Origin of the sequence: Sebaldella sp. S0638 (assembly GCF_024158605.1) — a bacterium.
GTDB lineage: Bacteria > Fusobacteriota > Fusobacteriia > Fusobacteriales > Leptotrichiaceae > Sebaldella.
Map to the genome: position 1 here is coordinate 47,085 of NZ_JAMZGM010000014.1, position 17,498 is coordinate 64,582.

23 protein-coding genes are annotated in these 17,498 nt (G+C 32.8%); 17 read left to right on the top strand and 6 right to left on the bottom strand.

The features are described from left to right. The first annotated feature begins 6 nt into the window (after window positions 1-6). The 6 genes from atpD to NK213_RS06155 all read left to right on the top strand — a co-directional run bounded on the left by atpD (window position 7) and on the right by NK213_RS06155 (window position 4,235). On the top strand, window positions 7-1,404 hold the full coding sequence (atpD, locus tag NK213_RS06130; RefSeq protein ID WP_253347890.1) for a F0F1 ATP synthase subunit beta: 1,398 nt from the start codon (window positions 7-9) through the stop codon (window positions 1,402-1,404). 2 nt (window positions 1,405-1,406) lie between these two features. After that, entirely contained in the window at window positions 1,407-1,811 is a 405-nt protein-coding gene (gene atpC / locus NK213_RS06135) for an ATP synthase F1 subunit epsilon (RefSeq protein ID WP_253347892.1), read from the top strand. A 65-nt stretch (window positions 1,812-1,876) separates the two neighbouring features. Further along, on the top strand, window positions 1,877-2,125 hold the full coding sequence (locus tag NK213_RS06140; RefSeq protein ID WP_253347894.1) for a hypothetical protein: 249 nt from the start codon (window positions 1,877-1,879) through the stop codon (window positions 2,123-2,125). A 246-nt stretch (window positions 2,126-2,371) separates the two neighbouring features. Then, window positions 2,372-2,827 carry an META domain-containing protein gene (locus NK213_RS06145; RefSeq protein ID WP_253347897.1) on the top strand — a complete coding sequence of 152 codons (456 nt, stop codon included), beginning with the start codon at window positions 2,372-2,374 and terminating at the stop codon, window positions 2,825-2,827. A gap of 126 nt (window positions 2,828-2,953) precedes the next feature. Beyond that, entirely contained in the window at window positions 2,954-3,361 is a 408-nt protein-coding gene (locus NK213_RS06150) for a DUF4279 domain-containing protein (RefSeq protein WP_253347899.1), read from the top strand. Between the two features lie 46 nt (window positions 3,362-3,407). Then, complete coding sequence (locus tag NK213_RS06155) at window positions 3,408-4,235, top strand: pentapeptide repeat-containing protein (RefSeq protein WP_253347901.1); 828 nt, start codon at window positions 3,408-3,410, stop codon at window positions 4,233-4,235. 58 nt (window positions 4,236-4,293) lie between these two features. On the opposite strand, the gene NK213_RS06160 is transcribed toward NK213_RS06155, so the two are convergent. Next, window positions 4,294-5,145, bottom strand: coding sequence for an endonuclease/exonuclease/phosphatase family protein (locus NK213_RS06160; protein ID WP_253347903.1), 852 nt, complete (start codon window positions 5,143-5,145; stop codon window positions 4,294-4,296). 234 nt (window positions 5,146-5,379) lie between these two features. Between NK213_RS06160 and NK213_RS06165 the strand changes: the two genes are divergently transcribed. Further along, window positions 5,380-5,946: a hypothetical protein gene (locus tag NK213_RS06165; protein ID WP_253347905.1), complete on the top strand. Its 567-nt coding sequence runs from the start codon at window positions 5,380-5,382 to the stop codon at window positions 5,944-5,946. Window positions 5,947-5,989: 43 nt separating this feature from the next. Here the strand turns inward: NK213_RS06165 and NK213_RS06170 are convergent, their stop codons facing one another. From NK213_RS06170 to coaE, 3 genes are read right to left on the bottom strand one after another with little or no spacing between them, the layout of a single operon-like run. Further along, entirely contained in the window at window positions 5,990-6,280 is a 291-nt protein-coding gene (locus NK213_RS06170) for a GNAT family N-acetyltransferase (RefSeq protein ID WP_253347907.1), read from the bottom strand. A 23-nt stretch (window positions 6,281-6,303) separates the two neighbouring features. Beyond that, on the bottom strand, window positions 6,304-7,092 hold the full coding sequence (locus NK213_RS06175; protein WP_253347909.1) for an LCP family protein: 789 nt from the start codon (window positions 7,090-7,092) through the stop codon (window positions 6,304-6,306). Beyond that, a complete protein-coding gene (coaE, locus tag NK213_RS06180; RefSeq protein WP_253347911.1) occupies window positions 7,089-7,688 on the bottom strand; it encodes a dephospho-CoA kinase in 600 nt (199 codons plus the stop codon). The genes NK213_RS06175 and coaE overlap by 4 nt, the downstream gene beginning before the upstream one ends. Window positions 7,689-8,128: 440 nt before the next feature. Here coaE and NK213_RS06185 point away from each other — a divergent pair, with 440 nt between their 5' ends. The 10 genes from NK213_RS06185 (at window position 8,129) to NK213_RS06230 (ending at window position 16,432) form a co-directional block, all read left to right on the top strand. Next, window positions 8,129-10,165 (top strand): transcription antiterminator, encoded by a 2,037-nt coding sequence (locus tag NK213_RS06185; RefSeq protein ID WP_253347913.1) that lies wholly within the window; start codon window positions 8,129-8,131, stop codon window positions 10,163-10,165. Window positions 10,166-10,226: 61 nt separating this feature from the next. Then, window positions 10,227-10,688, top strand: coding sequence for a PTS sugar transporter subunit IIA (locus tag NK213_RS06190; RefSeq protein WP_253347914.1), 462 nt, complete (start codon window positions 10,227-10,229; stop codon window positions 10,686-10,688). Between the two features lie 2 nt (window positions 10,689-10,690). Next, the gene (locus tag NK213_RS06195; RefSeq protein ID WP_253347916.1) at window positions 10,691-10,981 is read left to right on the top strand and encodes a PTS sugar transporter subunit IIB; all 291 of its coding nucleotides are present in this window, start codon (window positions 10,691-10,693) and stop codon (window positions 10,979-10,981) included. A gap of 12 nt (window positions 10,982-10,993) precedes the next feature. Next, window positions 10,994-12,256 carry a PTS galactitol transporter subunit IIC gene (locus tag NK213_RS06200; protein ID WP_253347919.1) on the top strand — a complete coding sequence of 421 codons (1,263 nt, stop codon included), beginning with the start codon at window positions 10,994-10,996 and terminating at the stop codon, window positions 12,254-12,256. A gap of 18 nt (window positions 12,257-12,274) precedes the next feature. Continuing rightward, window positions 12,275-13,186, top strand: coding sequence for a phosphotriesterase (locus tag NK213_RS06205; protein ID WP_253347921.1), 912 nt, complete (start codon window positions 12,275-12,277; stop codon window positions 13,184-13,186). 59 nt (window positions 13,187-13,245) lie between these two features. Further along, complete coding sequence (gene dgoD / locus NK213_RS06210) at window positions 13,246-14,391, top strand: galactonate dehydratase (protein ID WP_253347923.1); 1,146 nt, start codon at window positions 13,246-13,248, stop codon at window positions 14,389-14,391. Window positions 14,392-14,412: 21 nt separating this feature from the next. After that, window positions 14,413-15,021: a bifunctional 4-hydroxy-2-oxoglutarate aldolase/2-dehydro-3-deoxy-phosphogluconate aldolase gene (locus NK213_RS06215; protein WP_253347925.1), complete on the top strand. Its 609-nt coding sequence runs from the start codon at window positions 14,413-14,415 to the stop codon at window positions 15,019-15,021. A 201-nt stretch (window positions 15,022-15,222) separates the two neighbouring features. Next, window positions 15,223-15,579: a hypothetical protein gene (locus NK213_RS06220; protein WP_253347927.1), complete on the top strand. Its 357-nt coding sequence runs from the start codon at window positions 15,223-15,225 to the stop codon at window positions 15,577-15,579. Between the two features lie 5 nt (window positions 15,580-15,584). Beyond that, on the top strand, window positions 15,585-15,992 hold the full coding sequence (locus NK213_RS06225) for a helix-turn-helix transcriptional regulator (RefSeq protein WP_253347929.1): 408 nt from the start codon (window positions 15,585-15,587) through the stop codon (window positions 15,990-15,992). A gap of 2 nt (window positions 15,993-15,994) precedes the next feature. Beyond that, the gene (locus NK213_RS06230) at window positions 15,995-16,432 is read left to right on the top strand and encodes a hypothetical protein (RefSeq protein ID WP_253347931.1); all 438 of its coding nucleotides are present in this window, start codon (window positions 15,995-15,997) and stop codon (window positions 16,430-16,432) included. Between the two features lie 128 nt (window positions 16,433-16,560). Here NK213_RS06230 and NK213_RS06235 read toward each other — a convergent pair whose 3' ends face one another. Together NK213_RS06235 and NK213_RS06240 are read right to left on the bottom strand one after the other, a co-directional pair. After that, a complete protein-coding gene (locus NK213_RS06235; protein WP_253347932.1) occupies window positions 16,561-16,965 on the bottom strand; it encodes a pyridoxamine 5'-phosphate oxidase family protein in 405 nt (134 codons plus the stop codon). A gap of 4 nt (window positions 16,966-16,969) precedes the next feature. Further along, window positions 16,970-17,449, bottom strand: a complete 480-nt coding sequence (locus tag NK213_RS06240; RefSeq protein WP_253347934.1) for an NAD(P)-dependent oxidoreductase — start codon at window positions 17,447-17,449, stop codon at window positions 16,970-16,972. Between the last annotated feature and the right edge of the window lie 49 nt (window positions 17,450-17,498).

The following is a 17,498-nucleotide window of genomic DNA, read 5'->3' on the forward strand; positions in this document are numbered from 1 at the left end:
CAAGGCGTGGAAAATAAAGGAACTTTATTACAGATAATAGGACCGGTAATTGATGCAAGGTTTGAGGAACAGCTTCCTGCAATATATAATGCGTTAGTTATAAAATTCGAAGATGGAAAACAGCTGGTTGCAGAAGTTCAGCAGCATTTGGGAAACAACGTTGTGAGAGCGGTTGCCATGGACGGAACAGACGGATTAAAAAGAGGACTGGAAGTAATAGATACCGGAAGTCCTATAAAAGTACCGGTAGGTAGAGAAACATTAGGAAGAATATTTAATGTTCTTGGTGAAGTAGTGGATAAAGGACCGGCTGTAAAAGCTGAGGAATATCACTCTATTCACAGAGAAGCTCCTAGTTTTGAAGAGCAGGGAACAGGAACAGATATTTTGGAAACAGGAATCAAAGTAGTAGATCTGCTTGCTCCTTATCTAAAAGGTGGAAAAATCGGACTGTTCGGAGGAGCCGGAGTAGGTAAAACAGTATTAATTCAGGAACTGATTAATAATATAGCAAAAGGTCACGGAGGACTTTCGGTATTTGCCGGAGTCGGGGAAAGAACAAGAGAAGGAAGAGACCTTTATAACGAAATGAAAGAAAGCGGCGTTATAGATAAAACAGCTTTGATATACGGACAAATGAACGAACCGCCGGGTGCAAGACTAAGAGTAGGTCTTACAGCGCTTACAATGGCAGAATACTTCAGAGACCGTGAAGGTCAGGACGTGTTACTATTTATAGATAACATATTCAGATTTACACAGGCAGGATCGGAAGTTTCGGCACTATTGGGAAGAATGCCTTCTGCGGTTGGTTATCAGCCAAACCTGGCAACTGAAATGGGAACACTTCAGGAAAGAATAACATCTACGAAAAAAGGATCGATAACATCGGTTCAGGCTGTATATGTACCGGCGGATGACTTTACAGATCCGGCACCAGCTACTACATTCTCGCATTTGGATGCGACTACAGTATTATCAAGAAGTATTTCATCACTTGGAATCTACCCTGCGGTAGACCCGCTTGAGTCGACTTCGAGAATTCTTGAGCCTGAAATAGTAGGTGTAGAACACTATAATACAGCAAGAGAAGTACAGAGACTTCTTCAAAGATATAAAGAATTACAGGATATAATAGCTATCTTGGGTATGGATGAATTATCTGACGAAGATAAACTAACAGTAAACAGAGCAAGAAAAATACAGAGATTTTTCTCTCAGCCGTTCCACGTAGCAGAGCAGTTTACAGGTCTGGAAGGAAAATATGTTCCTTTGAAAGAAACAATCAGAGGATTTAAGGAAATACTGGAAGGAAAACATGATAGTCTGCCGGAGCAAGCATTTTTATTCGTCGGAACTATTGAGGAAGCAGAGGCTAAGGCTAGAGAATTGGTAGGTGAATAATTATGGCAAAATCTTTTAGTATAGAAGCTATAACACCATCAGGAACAGCTTTTTCCACTACTGCCGAATTTCTGAAATTAAGAACCGTAAACGGAGATATAGGGATAATGGCAGATCATATGCCTTTGGTTACCGAGCTGAGCTATGGTGAAATGATAGTAAAGCAGGAAAAGGGCAGTGAAATGCGTTACTATATTGACGGTGGATTTATGGAAGTCAATAAAGAGAGGGTTCTTATCCTTGGTGATGAAATTATAGAATCTAGTCAAATTGATATAGAAAGAGCACAAAGGGAAAAAGAAATCGAAGAATCGAAATTGTCTAAGCTAAAAGAGGAAGAAGATATAGCTAAGGCTAATAAAAAGATTCAGGAAAATCTTATGAAAATAAAAATAGGAAGCAGATAAATAAAGTATCTATAAAATTTAATTTTATAGATATTTTTGCTTTTTGGGGGGATTATTGAAATAAAATGAGAAACGGGGAAGAAATGAATTTTTCAGAAGCTGTTGAAATATTGTATACTTTGAAACAATATCCGGGAATGTTTGTGGCAGATTATAAGAATTATGATATGATGTCTTCTTTTATAAACGGATACCTCACTGCTTTAGGCTTATACTATAAGGAATATACAAAAGATAGTGAGAACAACGGTATATGGCGGGATATAATCAGTTGGTATAATATGGAAAAAAGTAACGGAAAAAAAGTAATGTAGCTTTAAGCTATAGATTAAGATATGAAAATGAAAATCTTTCAGATGAAGAACTAACGGATAAATATATTGATATAGTTATTGAATTTTTGAAATATAAAACATGATATTGCAGAAATAAAAAATAAATATAAAGAATTACCTGTTATTCAGATTTTTACTCTAAAAAATATGGAAATATAAAGGAATTTCAAAGTAACATTTGATAGAATGAGTATACAATTCAATGGATAAAGAGGAGATGTTAAAATGAAAAATTTTTTTTTAGCTGTGATTTCTGTATTTTTTCTGTTTAGCTGCAGCAATACTACAACATTACAGAATAACAGCACTACAGGAACTGCTGTTAAACAAAAAGATATAGCTGATACTTCATGGAAGCTTACAGCAATTTCAGGAGAGAAAATAACAACAAAGATGATGGACGGAAAAGAAATAGGTGCAATAACTCTTGATATAACAACTGATAAGATAAGCGGAAGTTCAGGAGTAAACAGATATTTTGGATCTTATACGCTAAATGGTAAAGATATCACATTAAGCGGAATAGGGAGTACAAGAATGATGGGACCGCAGGACTTGATGGAAAATGAACATAAATATCTGTCAGTACTTAGTAATGTAACAGGTTTTGAATTTAAAGATAATAATACTCTGGTTTTAAAAGCAGGAACAGATACACTGACTTTTGTAAGAGTGAAATAAATATATAATCAGCTGCATAAAACGGCTGATTTTTTATTTATTGCATAATTAAATAAAATGGTATAAACTATTTTAGGGCATTTGTTAAAAATTAGTTAGTAATAAAAGGAGCAGGGAGGAAATAAAATGAAAAAGACAAGAGTTTGTTGTGAGTTTTCTTTATTTTCTGATACAGAGTTTCCTGTTGAGAAAATAACAGAAAGTTTAAATTTGGAACCAACAATTTTTTATAAAAATAAAAGGAAATTTTTGGAAAATAATAGTGGATTTTATGAAATTTTGGAAACATGCTGGGAACTTAGAGTGGCTTATCAGGAATCTTTGGATATCAATATTCAGATAAATCAAATATTAGATGAATTGGAAAGTAAAGTATTAATTATTTCAGAGTTGAAAAGAAGATATAATTTAGAGAGTGGTCTTAATGTAGGTATAGAAATTTATGATAATATTTATCCTGCAATACATTTGGAACTAAAGACAATGAAGCTACTTAGCAGTTTAGAAACTTTTATAGATATTGATATTATATAAAATACAGATATAAACTATAAAAATAATTAAATTAGGAGATAACATCATGAGAATATATTTTAATTCGGATATTCCTGTAATAACTTTGCCATTTGATAATTTAAATAATAAAACGCTAGAAAACTTTGATGGTCACCGAGCCTTATTTGATAATCTCAGTATAAAAAATCTGACCATTATGAATTCTGATTTAAGAAATACTGTTTTTAACAGATCAATTATAAAGAAGTCAAAATTTATAAATAGTAAGCTTATACTGACGGAGTTTGAAAATTCTGAAATAACTGATACTGAATTCGATAATAGTAATGTGTATTCTGTAAATTTTAAAAACTCAAATTTGAAAAATGTTGCTTTTAAGAACTGTAATATGAGAGAAGTAGATTTTTCAGATGCAATTTTATTTGATGTTTCGCTGGAAACAAGTTTAGGTTTTGAAACATCAATATTTAGTGGAACATATTATAATTCAGGAACAAAATTTCCTGAAAATTTTAATTTGAAAAATAAAAATCTGATTTTTGCTGATAATTATGTTATGGAGAAATATATTGAACTGGAAAAGGAGTATAAAAGTTTTGATGGTATTAATGAAAAACATCCTTTAAGAGATTTGGAAAGATTAGCGGTTAAATATGATGATATTTTATCGAAAAAGGATTTAGAAAGCTTTATGTATTACTTGATATTGTTTGATTTAGGGGCTAAATATAAGGTAATGTATAATTTTATTTCTGATGAAATTGAAAAACTGGCAAAGAAAAAAGAAATTTTCATGGAATATAATAATTTTACAGCTAAAGAAGTCAAAGAGATAAAAATATTACTTTGGAATTATGAAAAGAATATGGGTAATATAAAGATTTATAGGTAAAGTATTTAAACAAAGGCTGCATCACCAATGCAGCCTCTTCTATAATAAAATTCCCGCTCTACTGCTCTAATAATTTTAAATCAACAATAACCGGAATATGGTCGCTGACTGTTTTCCAGTCTGCATCTTTTTCGGTTCCTGTGTTAGGAACATACACTTTTTCCACTTTCCAGACTTGTGCGTTATTTAAAAATATTTGATCAATAGCCACTTCAGGATTCACAGCCGGCCATGTTCTATGGTCTGTTTTCCCGTCAAATACTGTAGTCCAATATCGTTCCATTTCTTTTCCAACCACTGAATTTAGTGTGTCATTAAAGTCACCAGCTAATATTTTGATCCCTCTCATATCTAAAGTAACTTCATTAATAGTTCTCACCTGCTGTAATCTGATATTAGGGTCTTCATGCCAGTCTAAGTGTGTGTTTATAAATGTTATAGGCACTTCGAATCCCGGAACGTCTACTTTAGTCACTAAAGCAATTCTCGGCTCTTCTTCTTTCTTGGTAAGAGTATCAGTGTACGGGAGTTTGATGATTTCATTACTGATAATAGGGTGTTTTGACAATACTGCTATACCATATTCACCGCCTTGAAAATCAATAGTTTTGCCATATACATAATTATAGCCTGTCAAATCTGCCAAAACTTTGATCTGATCTGTTTTACCGCTTCTTTGTGTATTTCTGTCCACTTCCTGAATTGCAATAATATCCGGATTTATTTTTTTTATGGTTTCAGCGGTTAACTTTAGATCAACCTTGAAATTATTAGCTCCAGCCGCAATATTGTAAGTAGCAACTCTGATTTTCTGGTTAGAATTCGTTATGACTTTGTTGTATAATATTTTTTCTTCTCCGTAAATAAAACATGATAAAACCAGAATTAATAAAACAAGTAATTTTTTCATATAAATACCTCCTGAGATTTAATTTTATATACTTAAAATTATAGTATTAAAAGTGACAAGAAAAATAAAAATATACAGTAACAGATAAGATATTGAATTATTGAAAAGAAACCTTAATTTATAAATATTCTAACACAGCAAAAGAAGTTTGTACAGTTTAGGTATCGAATTTGACAGATTAACTTTTATAATGTAATATAATAAACATCTATTAAATAAAAGAAAGGGGTTAAAATGAACGGAAAAGGCTTGGTATATTCATTAATAGTGTTTTTTTCCTTTATTATAGGAGCGTTTTTTTATGGAGTATTTATAATATATAAAAAAATTGTTTTTCCTATAATGATGTCAATGGAGTTTCATGAGCTTCAAAAAAGCGGGGATGTTCTTCTTCGGAATAAAATGGTAAATTACAGAGGGAATATTAATGGAATTCCTATAAATGAAAGATCTGGGGTATTAGCAGATGTTTATTTTATAGACAGAAACTTAATGCGGAAAACTTATGAAAAATTATTACTGAAAAAACTGGCAGTATATACAGTGATTTTTATTTTGGGGATATGTCTGCTGGTATTTAATCCTGCGGTCTGGAATATAATTGCTTTGGGGTGGATAGTATTAACAGTACATTTTCTATTTGAAGCAAAGAATGCTTTCAGAATTTATAACAGTGTAAAAAATGAAGAGTATATAACCAGAAGTGTTGATGTAGAAGGGATGACATATTACAGAGCGCTTTTTGAATATGAGAAAAGCAGCGAGACAAAAGAAGTTACATTATTTGATACAGTAATGTAAAAAATTAATATAAAAAGGCGGATAAAAAAATTCCGCCTTTTTGCTATTTTTTCACTTTATCAATATTTACATCATCAAATTCAGAAGACTCAAACTTTTTTACTACATATGAGCATACCGGTTTTACTTTGAACTTATTTTCTCTAGCATAATTAACCGCTGTATTCAGCAATTTTCCGGCAATTCCCTGATTTCTGAGTTTGTCAGAAACATAAGTGTGGTCGAAAATCAAAATATCGCCGTTTTTCTTATAAGTCAATTCAGCCAGAGTCTCCTTTTCATCATCATCGAAGATAAAAAAACCTTTGTTTTCAAGATGTTTGATTCTAGTCATATAAACTCTCCGCCTTTCTGTATTTATATCCATACTTTAAATTCTTTTTTTATTTTTTTCAGTGAATCCTGATCAGGGATAAAGTACCATACACCTTTCATCATTTTTCCGTCTCCTTCCAGCTCAAATGTCTCGTAATTACTTCCATGAATTGCTATAGCAGGAAGCATTGAGATGAATCTAAGCGGATTAAAACGTATTTCCATATGCTGGTTACAATAACTGATAATACTTGGTATTTTTCCTAAACCTGAAGGAGATAAAATCTTTTTTTGCAGTCCTGAGAAAATCTGCTTTTGTCTGTCGCCTCTTTTGTAGTCGCTGTCTGTTTTTCTGTGTCTTGCATATGCCAGAGCACGCTCTCCTTCAATAGTGTAAGACTTTCCTTTTACAAAACTCTGATTATCCTGTGTAAATGTATGATTAGAGACAATATCAACACCGCCTACAAGAGATGTTATGTTTATAACATCTTCAAATCTTAGTAAAACATGATATTGTATTTTGGTATTAAGCATATTTTCAAGGGCTCTTACGCTGCATGCCGAACCGCCGAAAGCCAGTGCGTGTGTAATTTTGTCCGTTTTTCCGTTCTTTTCACAGTCTATAGGCGTGTACGAGTCTCTTGGTATAGAGACTATTTTTATTTTAGCCAGAAGCGGGTTAACGTTAATCAGCATAATGGAATCAGAACGTGATCCTTTCAGGGGCTGCCATGGACGTGCGTCACTTCCGAGTATAACTATATTAAAAGGTTTCAGGAACCATAGAACTACTAAAGCTAAAATGATAGAAATTATAAATTTTTTCATATGTTTTCTCCTGTATAATTTAGATTATTTAAAAATTTCAAAACTTTTTCTCTTAACTCCGACAAACTTCCGTTATTTTCAATAATATAATCACTTTTTAGTCTTTTTTCATCAAGGGACATCTGTGAGTTTATTATATTTTCTGCGTCTGTTTTATTAGTATTATCACGTTTTATAATACGCTCTGTCTGTTTTTCTCTGCTGGCTGCAACAAGCAGAATTTTGTCCGCAAGATACTCAAGATGTACTTCAAATAACAGAGGGATTACTACCACAATAAGCTTTTTCTTCATACCTTTCAATTTTTCAATTTTTTCCTGTGATATTTTGATAATGGCGGGATGCATTATATCATCGATTTTATCAACTTTTTCTTTGTCATTAAACACTGTTTCACGTAGTTTCTTTCTGTCTACGCTGCCATCAGTCAAAATATCAATACCAAATTCTTCAGTTAACATTTTTATAATTTCCGGAAGTTTGATCACTTCTCTGGAAATAATATCCATGTCAATAATATCAAAGCCCATTTCCTGGAGAATATTACTTACGGCTGTTTTACCCGTGGCAATACCTCCGGTTATTCCTAAGACCATACTATGCTCCTTTCTCAGAGTACCTATATTTTATAATTTTTTCATACTTAATGCAATACCAAAAAGAGAAAGATTTACTAATAATTTTATAAAAAAGGTATAAATTTTCAAAATTGGAAAATAATTGTTTTCATATGATATAATAAGTTAAATTTAGTATAATAAACTAAGTACAATTATCTCTTTTTTACAAACAAACTTATATATACTTATCAGAAATACTGCTGTTTTGTCTAATAAAAATTTAAAATAATTTATCATTTATAAATTAATTATAAAAAAATTTCCAAATACTTTATTTATAGATATTTATACACATCTTTAAATTATCAGACAATTTTTATTTTTGTTTTAAAGTGAAAGAATTTTCAAAATTTTTTTTGAAAAGTTGAAAATTGATGATGTGTACTTTTCAGGATATTATTTAGTAGGTGATATAGATGTATATTAATAATCGATTATTAGAAATTGTTGACTTTCTTAAGGAAAACAAAGATACCACCATAAGGGAAACTGCGGAATATTTGAATATTCTTGAACAGGCTGTAAGGTATGAAATAAACAAGCTGGATTTTATACTTGAGCTTAATAATATGCCGCTTCTCGTGAAAAATAAAAATGGAGGACTAAGTATCGGGGATTCTCTCGATCTTGATAAACTCAGGAAAATTTTAGATGAAATGAATAAAGATTCAAAGGAGGAGAGACAGAGCTTTTTAAAAGCAAAATTATTTTTTGAGAAAAAGATAAATATAACAAATTTATCAAAAAGTCTGGGAGTAAGCAGAACAACTGTAAAAAGTGATATTCTGGAATTTTCGCAGGAAACAGGGAAATACGATTTACAGCTTGAGAATAATCAGCTGTACGGTGATGAAAGCAAGATAAGAAATCTGATTTTCAAAGAATTTTTCAGGGAAATAAGCGAGCTTTATTATCAGGATTTTTCCAATGATAAAAAAATACCTGCTGTAAATATTTTTTATGCTTATCTTGCAGAGGAAAATATAATGGCAGTAAAAAAGTTCATAAGAGAAATATCAAAAGACCTGAAAAATAAAGATAATAATTTTTATGAGTACTTCTTTTCCTACATGGTAATTTCATTTTTAAGAATAAAACAGAAAAAAACAATTACAAATGTGGAAAATAAGAAGTTTCTTCAAAGTATAGAAGAATACAAAATGATATCTAATGATATCGGGGCACTTGAAGACAGTCTCGGAATAAAGTACGGGAAAAATGAAAGAATGATTTTGGCAGACTACATGCTGGGGTTCCATTCATATGCATATAATACCCTTATTTTTGAAAAATGGCTGGAGATAGAACTTTTGGTAAAAGAGCTTATAAAAAATGTAAGCAGTCAGACTAATACGGATATTTCGTCTGATGATGAGCTTCTGGAAGGGCTGCTTAACCATATAAAGCCGGCTATATACAGGATGAAGAACAGTATTTTTACAGAGGAAGATATTTATTTTGATGAAATAAAGGAGTATAAAGATCTGCTGGAAATAGTGGGGGGATCATTGAAACCGCTGGAAAAACTCATAGGAAGCAGATTTTCAAATTCGGAAAAGGCATTGTTTACGCTGCATTTTCTGGCTTCTATAGAGAGAAATACCAAAAAGACAATAAAGAGTATATTGTTAATATGCAGCGGGGGATATGGAACATCAAGGCTTGTGGCCAACAGGATGGAGAAGGAGTATGAAGTAAAGGTTATTGACGTAATATCTTATTTTGAACTTTTTGATGCAAATCTCGAAAATGTGGATATTATAGTAAGTACCATTAAAATCAAAGAGAGAGAGTTTAACGGAATACCTGTTGTAACAGTGTCGCCATTTTTTACAATTAATGATCAGAAGATACTCGGCAGCTATAATCTCATAAAAAGACAGGTGAATGAAACTGAGATAGTGGAGATACTGGATATTATTAACAAGAATATTGACAATGAAATAAAACTAAAGAATGAATTATCAAGGGGAGTATTTTTGGAGAAGAGAGAAAACGAAGATAAAGGACTTCTCAATTTTATCACAAAAGAGGAATTATGTATCCTTGACAGTGCAGCAGACTGGCAGGAATCTATAAAAACGGCAGGAAATCTGCTTTTGAAAAATAATAAAATAACAGAAAAGTATATAGATGAAATTATACATATAACAGAAACTTTCGGGGCACACTTTGTTTTTCAGAATGAAGTAGCCATACCGCACGGGGATGCCAGTAAAAACGTAAATACTTCATCGGTAAGTATACTGAAACTGAGGGAAGCTGTATTATTTCCCGGAGATAAAAGAGTATCGCTCATTTTCTTTATTTCGGCTAAAAGGAAAAAAGACCATGTAAAGAGTATAGAGGATATAATAAAATTAATGAAAAACACGGAATTTATAGAAAAAACAAATATTGTAAAAAATACAGATGAACTTTTTGATCTTATAAAATTATATCTTACGTCATAAGTATGAGATATGCAGATGTCAGAATATGATTTTGAAAATAAAATATTAAAAGGAGTTAGAAATGCTGAATAATTTTCTGGATAACAGATGTATCGAGCTGAAAAGTAATTATGACAGCTACGAGGAACTGCTTATTAATGTGAGCAGGGAGCTGTTAAAATACGGTTATGTAAAAGAAAGTTTTTTGGAAAATATTCTTGGAAGGGAAAAGCAGTATCCTACAGGATTTGAATTGGGCGGAAAATACAATATAGCAATTCCGCACACAGATATGGAAAATGTAATAAAACCTGTTATCTATATAGTTGTTCTGGATAAACCAGTGATGTTTAAAAGCGCAGAAGATGGTAAGACAGATATAGAAGTGGATATAGTTTTCGTAATATCACTTAATGAAAAAGACAAACATATAGTGGTTCTGGAAGAATTAATGAAGATATTTTCAAAAAATGATCTGTTAGAAAAAATAAAAAATTCTGAAGATAAGAATGAATTGATAAGTTTATTATATGAGGAGGAATAAAAATGAAAAAGATTTTGGTTTGTTGTGGTTCGTCAATGGTGACAAGTACTGTTGCATTAAATAATATTAAAGAGGCATGTCAGAAAGCCGGTATAGATGCTACATTTGCACAGTGTAAATTTGCTGAGGTGCCGTTTCAGATAAAAACATTTGCACCTGATTTAATAGTGCCTACAGGACCTCTGGATGAAAAATCAGCAGGAGGAGTGCCTGTGGTAAAAGGAATAGCATTTGTAACAGGTGTGGGAATAGATAAAACAATAGCGGAAATATTAGATATATTAAAGAGTTAGGGAGTGTTATATATGGAGATGGTAATAAAGGGGCTGCAGTTTATAGCGTCGCTGGGGCCGATGGTAATGATGCCGATTATTATATTTGTAATAGGATTAATATTCAGATTAAAGTTAAGTACGTTATTTAGATCGTCAATACTTGTAGGGGTAGGGTTTGCCGGGGTAAACATGACAGTAGGGTTCTTTATATCAGGTGTTTCAGGTCCGATACAGAAAATGGTTGCTTTCTGGGGATTAAGAACTGACATAATGGACGTAGGATGGCCGGCAAGAGCAGCGGCGACATGGTCGTTTCCAATGGCAGCAGTGGTAATACTTGCTGTTCTCGGAGTGAATGTGTTAATGCTTGTAATTAAGAAAACAAAGTGTGTAATGGTGGATTTCTGGAGTTATAACCACTTTATATTTACAGCGGCTCTTGTGTGGTACAGTACCCATAATGCAATTTTAGCAATAATAGGTGCAGTTTTAAGTGCTGTTATTACATTTAAGCTTGCTGACTGGACAGCACCGCTTGCAGAAAGTTATTTCGGGCTTCCGGGAGTTTCTTTTCCTACTTCAAACTCTGTTAACTTTGCACCTATAGCATGGGTAATGGAAAAAATTTATAATAAAATACCGGGATTCAGAGACTGGAATGCAAATCCCGAGCATATACAAAAAAGATTCGGAGTATTTGGGGAGCCCCTTTTCATGGGGATTGTTCTTGGGGCATTAATTGGTGTTCTTGCAAAGGAAAGTGTCGGGAATATTATGATAATAGCTATGACTACTGCTTCTGCAATGATACTCGTACCTAAGATGATGCAGGTAATAATGGAAGGACTTATGCCTTTTGCAAATGGAATCAGAGAGATACTGAATAACAAGTTTCAGGGAAATGACTTTACAATAGGGATAGATGCAGCTCTTACAATAGCTAATCCTTCTGCAATAGCTGTAGGAATATTAATGGTACCGACAACACTGATAATGGCGGCTATTCTTCCGGGGAACAGACTTCTTCCGCTTCCTGATATAGCATATATGTCAATGTGGGTAGCAGCATGGCCTGTGGCATTCCATAAGGGGAATATAGTAAGATATATAACAACAGTTATTTGTACAGCTTTAATGCTGCTTGTAGCTACGAATATGGCATTTATACATACACAGCTGGCAATGGCAGGAGGATTTGATATTCCAGCGGGTACTCTTATATCTACGGAAGATGCGGGAACACACCTTTTGAGCTGGGTATTATGGAAACTTTCTTTGTTCTTCAAATTTTAGTATATAGAAGGTGATTTTATGAAAAGTGTAACAACAGTCTGCGGAAAAATTTCCGGTGATGAGATGGGGTATACATTATCACATGAACACTTGATAGTTTCGCCGGAGATTCCTGATAAGAAGTATGATGATTACAGACTTTTAGATGTAGATTTAATGTGCGCAGAAGTGGAAAAATTCAAGGAGAAGTCTGGAAAGACAATAGTGGAGATGACTCCTCTGAATTACGGGAGAGATCCTTTGAAATATAAAGAGATCGCCCAAAGGGAAGATATAAATATAATCTGCTGTACAGGTTTTCATAAAGAGGAGTTTTTACCGAAATCTGCTTTTGAATTAAGTGAAAGTGATCTTATAAACATGCTTCTTGAAGAGATAAACAACGGGATAGACAGTACAGGTATCTGTCCCAGTGTTATAAAATGCGGAACTAGCTATAATAATATAACAGACACAGAGAAAAAATTAATAAAAGTGGTGGCAAAAGTGCATACACTTACAGGGATTCCGGTGAGTACACATTGTGATAAAGGAACAATGATGCTGGAACAGGGAGAATTTCTGGTAAAAAACGGAGTAAAATCTGAAAATATATTACTCGGACACACAGATATTCAGAAAGATGTAAATATTCAGCTGGAAGCCCTCAGAAGAGGATTTAATATCCTGACAGATCATGTGGGGCGTGAGCTTGATGATACAGATGAAGAGAGAATAAGAAGAATGGAAATAATGATCAGGGAAGGGTTCGTAAATCAGCTTTTTCTTTCGGGAGATATGGGGAAAAAAGATTACATTACGACATACGGCGGAAAACCTGGACTGGATTATATATTGGGAATATTTAAAGATAAGTTTGTCAAAGAAATAGGGAAAGAGTATTTTGATAAGATTACAAAGGATAATCCAAAAAGATTTTTCAGCTTTTAATTAAATGCAAAGTGTAAAAATATTATTTGTAAACTTTATAAAAATGAGAGGAGCCGGAGATGAAAATATCATCATTTAAGATATATGAGGTAAAGCCAAGATGGATTTTTATAAAAATAATAACTGATGAAGGAATAGAAGGCTGGGGAGAGATGATTTCAGGGACTAAGACTGAAGCAGTCACAGCCTGTGCCAATGAAATGTGCAAAAAAATAATAGGACGTGATCCTTTTGATATAGAAGCACTGTGGCAGGAATTATACAGATCTTTCTTCAGGGGCGGGCCTATAAATATGACTGTAATTTCAGGAATAGAAACAGCTTTATGGGATATAAAAGGAAAATATTATAATATGCCTGTTTATGAATTCCTTGGAGGAAAAGTAAGGGATAAACTGAAAGTGTACTCGTGGATTGGCGGAGACAGACCTAATAATGTGGCAGAGGAAGCTAAACAGCGTTTTGATCAGGGATTTACAGCTGTAAAAATGAATGCTACAGAGGAACTTCACTATATAGATTCATATGAAAAAGTAGATCAGGTTTTGGAGAGAATAAATTCTATAAAGGAACTGCTTGGTAATAAGGTACAGGTGGGTATCGACTTTCACGGAAGAGTCCATAAGCCTATGGCAAAAATCCTTATTAAAGAACTGGAACCTTTCAGACCGATGTTTATAGAAGAACCTGTACTTCCTGAGAATTGGGATGCAATAATTGATATAGCGAAAAATTCTCCTATCCCTATAGCCACAGGTGAAAGATTAAGCACAAGATGGGAGTTTAAGAGACTGTTTAATAATAATTCCGTGGATATAATTCAGCCGGATGTAGCACTTGCAGGGGGAATACTGGAAACAAGAAAAATAGCAGCTGCAGCAGAAATGTATGATATAGCAGTGGCACCGCATGCACCTTACGGATCGATAGCTCTTGCGGCAACATTACAGCTTGATATGTGTACACCGAATGTATTTATACAGGAGCAGAGCCTTGGAATTCATTATAACAAAGGATTTGACCTGATAGATTTCGTAAAGAATAAAGAGATATTTATGTTTAAGGATGGTTATCTGGATGTCCCTGAAAAGCCGGGACTGGGAATAGAAATAGATGAAGACCTTGTAAAGAAAGTAGCAGCAGAAGGACTTGTATGGTCTAATCCAAAATGGAAAAACTATGACGGAACTATAGCTGAATGGTAGAATCTAACGTCTGGAGGAAAAATGGAAAAGTCAAAAATAACCGGAATTTTGAGAGGGATAAGAAAAGAAGATATTTTGAAAGTCGGGGAAATACTTATAAAATATAATATCAAGGACTTTGAGGTGACATATAATACCAAGGATTCACTGGAAATAGTAAAAATGCTGAAAAAAGAGTTTCCTGATGCAAGAATAGGGATGGGAACTATATTAAGTGCAGATGATTTGAAAAAAGCCGAGGAAGCAGGGGCTGAATTCATTCTGACGCCGTCTGTAAATGAAGAAGTGCTGAAATATTCGAGAGAGAGAAATATAGATATAATACCGGGAGTTTTTTCGCCGAGTGAAGTTGCCCTTGCTTTGAGATATGGATTTAATTATCTGAAATTATTTCCTGCAATTGATCTTCCTGATTCTTATATAAAGAATCTGAAAGGGCCGTTTGATAATGTAGAGTTTATGGCCGTCGGAGGAGTGGAAAAAGGTAATATAACTGATTTTTTCAGAGCAGGATTCGTATCTGTAGGAATGGGGTCAAGCCTTATAAAAAAAGCTTACTTGGAAAATCAAGACTGGGAAAGTATGGGAAAACATGCTAAAGAGATAAAAAATATTGTAGAAAGCATGTAAATTTTTTGAAAAATAAATGGAAATAATAAAAGGACTATGCTGAAAGATGGGCGGTGTAGTCCTTTTTTGTATTGTTAATTTATTTATTAAATAAACATTTGATTTTAAAAAGTAAAATATTGTGTTATAATTAATGTCGAAGGGTTAGTTATAAAAAAAATTGATTTTACAATATATATGTTGTATAATTTAGGGGCGGTAATGAGAATAATATTATCTGAAAAAGCAAGGTCGAACCTTGAAAAATTGAGGAAAGAGAATAAGTCTGACTATGAAAAAGTTATCAGAAAAATTTTTCAGTATCTCGATATTGGTAAATATGAGAATGGGTTAGATTTATTAAAAAGTAATAATCAAATTAAAACAATCAGAAGGAAAAACGGAATTTATCAGCTTTATGAACTTAGAATTATGAATAAAAATAATTTTAGGATATTCTTTCATTTAGCTGTTAATACAATTATTCTTGGAGTTGTGAAAAAGAAAGTAAATTCATTCGATAATGATTTCTTTTCCAAGCTTGAGATAGAATTATCCGATATTTTAGATAAGGGGTGAATAATATGGAGTTTAACAAATATTTGCAGGAAGTCTTCAAAGAAGATGAGGAATTGAAATATAATTTTGAAATAAATTCTATAAAAGATAATTTGATAAAGCAGGTTTTCGATTATAGAAAAAGGGAAAATATGACACAGTTGGAACTGGCAAATAAAATAGGTGTAAAACAGCAGGTAATCTCAAGGTTTGAAAAGGGAAACAGTAATGTAAGTCTGGAATTTCTTTCGAAACTGACATATGTAATCGGGCATCTGGAATTGAAACGTGAAGATATAGATTTATCTTTAGAAAGAGATGACCTGCTAAGTGTGACATCTAAAATAATATCAATAAAAAATGTCAAAAGAAAAAATAAAAAGAAGAGACCGGCTGTTAAATACGGAGTTGATTTTGATTTATGGGAAATGTAAAAATGTTGAATAAAGGATATACATTTATACAGAGCAGCATAAGGCTGATAAAAAAGAATGAATCAGTTGAAAACAAGGATTTTGTTTTGGAAATGGGTGTAAAAATTGTAAAAAATAAAAAACAGCAGTTTGATAAAGCTGTTATAATATATACTTTTATGATTCGGCCTGCTAAAAATTGTAACTATGAAATACTTGTGATTTTGAGAAGTAATTTAGAGTTCAAAGGGACAGACATAGAGGAAAAAGAAAGAATTTTGAGACGTGAAGCACCGCTTTTACATTTTGAAGTAGCAAAACTTGAGTTTGACAGTTTACTTTATAAAGTTTTTAAAGAAAATATCCCGGCATATGAACTTGACATTTTTGAACTTTTGGAAAATGAAGAAAAAGACGGGACTTTATATTTTCCAGAAGAATTTTTTAAGAATTTTGAATAGAATCTGTATGATGAGAACGTGAATTTCCCGTGAAACATACTGTGATGATAAAAGGACTATACTGAAAATAAACAGCATAGTCCTTTTTTGAATTATATATATTTGTATTTATTCAAAATATTGAGTTTTTAAAATGAATATTGCACAGATAGTTTTCCTGAAAGATCGGTTATGACAGCCTTGCAGTCTTTAAGATAAAATGCGGTAAGTGCTGGATTATCCCATGTCTGATAGATGCTTTTCACCAGTTTATTTTGATTAATAATTTTCTTTTTTATTATTTCAGAATCAGAAAAAATAACTTTGCCTGAAATTCTCAGCCATTTCATATTATTTGATAAAACTGATAATTCTATATACGGTGATTTTTGGAGTTCCATATACACTTCTTTCTTTGTTCCTGTACAAAACCACAGCTTATTATCATATTCAAACATAAACTGGAACGGTCTTACTTTAGGCTTGTTATCCAGACCTGCGGTAGCCAGAAACTGTACAGGATTTTGAATTAAAAATTCTATTACTTCTTTCATACTATCACTCAGATACAACAGTAAAACGTTCTTTGATGTGTTTTCCCTGCTCTGCTTCGTCGATCATAGCTACGGCGTAATCTGCATAGCTTATAGTGCTTAGTCCCTGACTATTAACCATAAGTTCCTCTCCGCCTGCTTGGTATTTTCCTGTGCGTTCACCGTCAGCAGAAAAATCAGCCGAAGGGCTTAGATATGTCCAGTTAACGTCATTTCTTGTTTTAAGCGAGTCAAAAGCTTCAGACATATTTGATGCCAGTGGTTTGAACATATCAGGGAAGTCAGGTGTGTTCATAAGACGGACTTTATGTTCCGGATCTACATATAAACTTCCTGCCCCTCCTACAACGATTAAACGGTTAGGCTTACCAGACAAAATATCTGAAAGATGACTAAGCGAAGTTTTATGCAAAAACAGCTGGTCTTCTGCCCAGACTCCGAATGCGTCTATAATAACTGTAGTGCTATAGTAAAGTAGGAACACCAAAATCTAAACAATGATATAATAAAAAAAGAAAGAGGTGTTTTGAAAT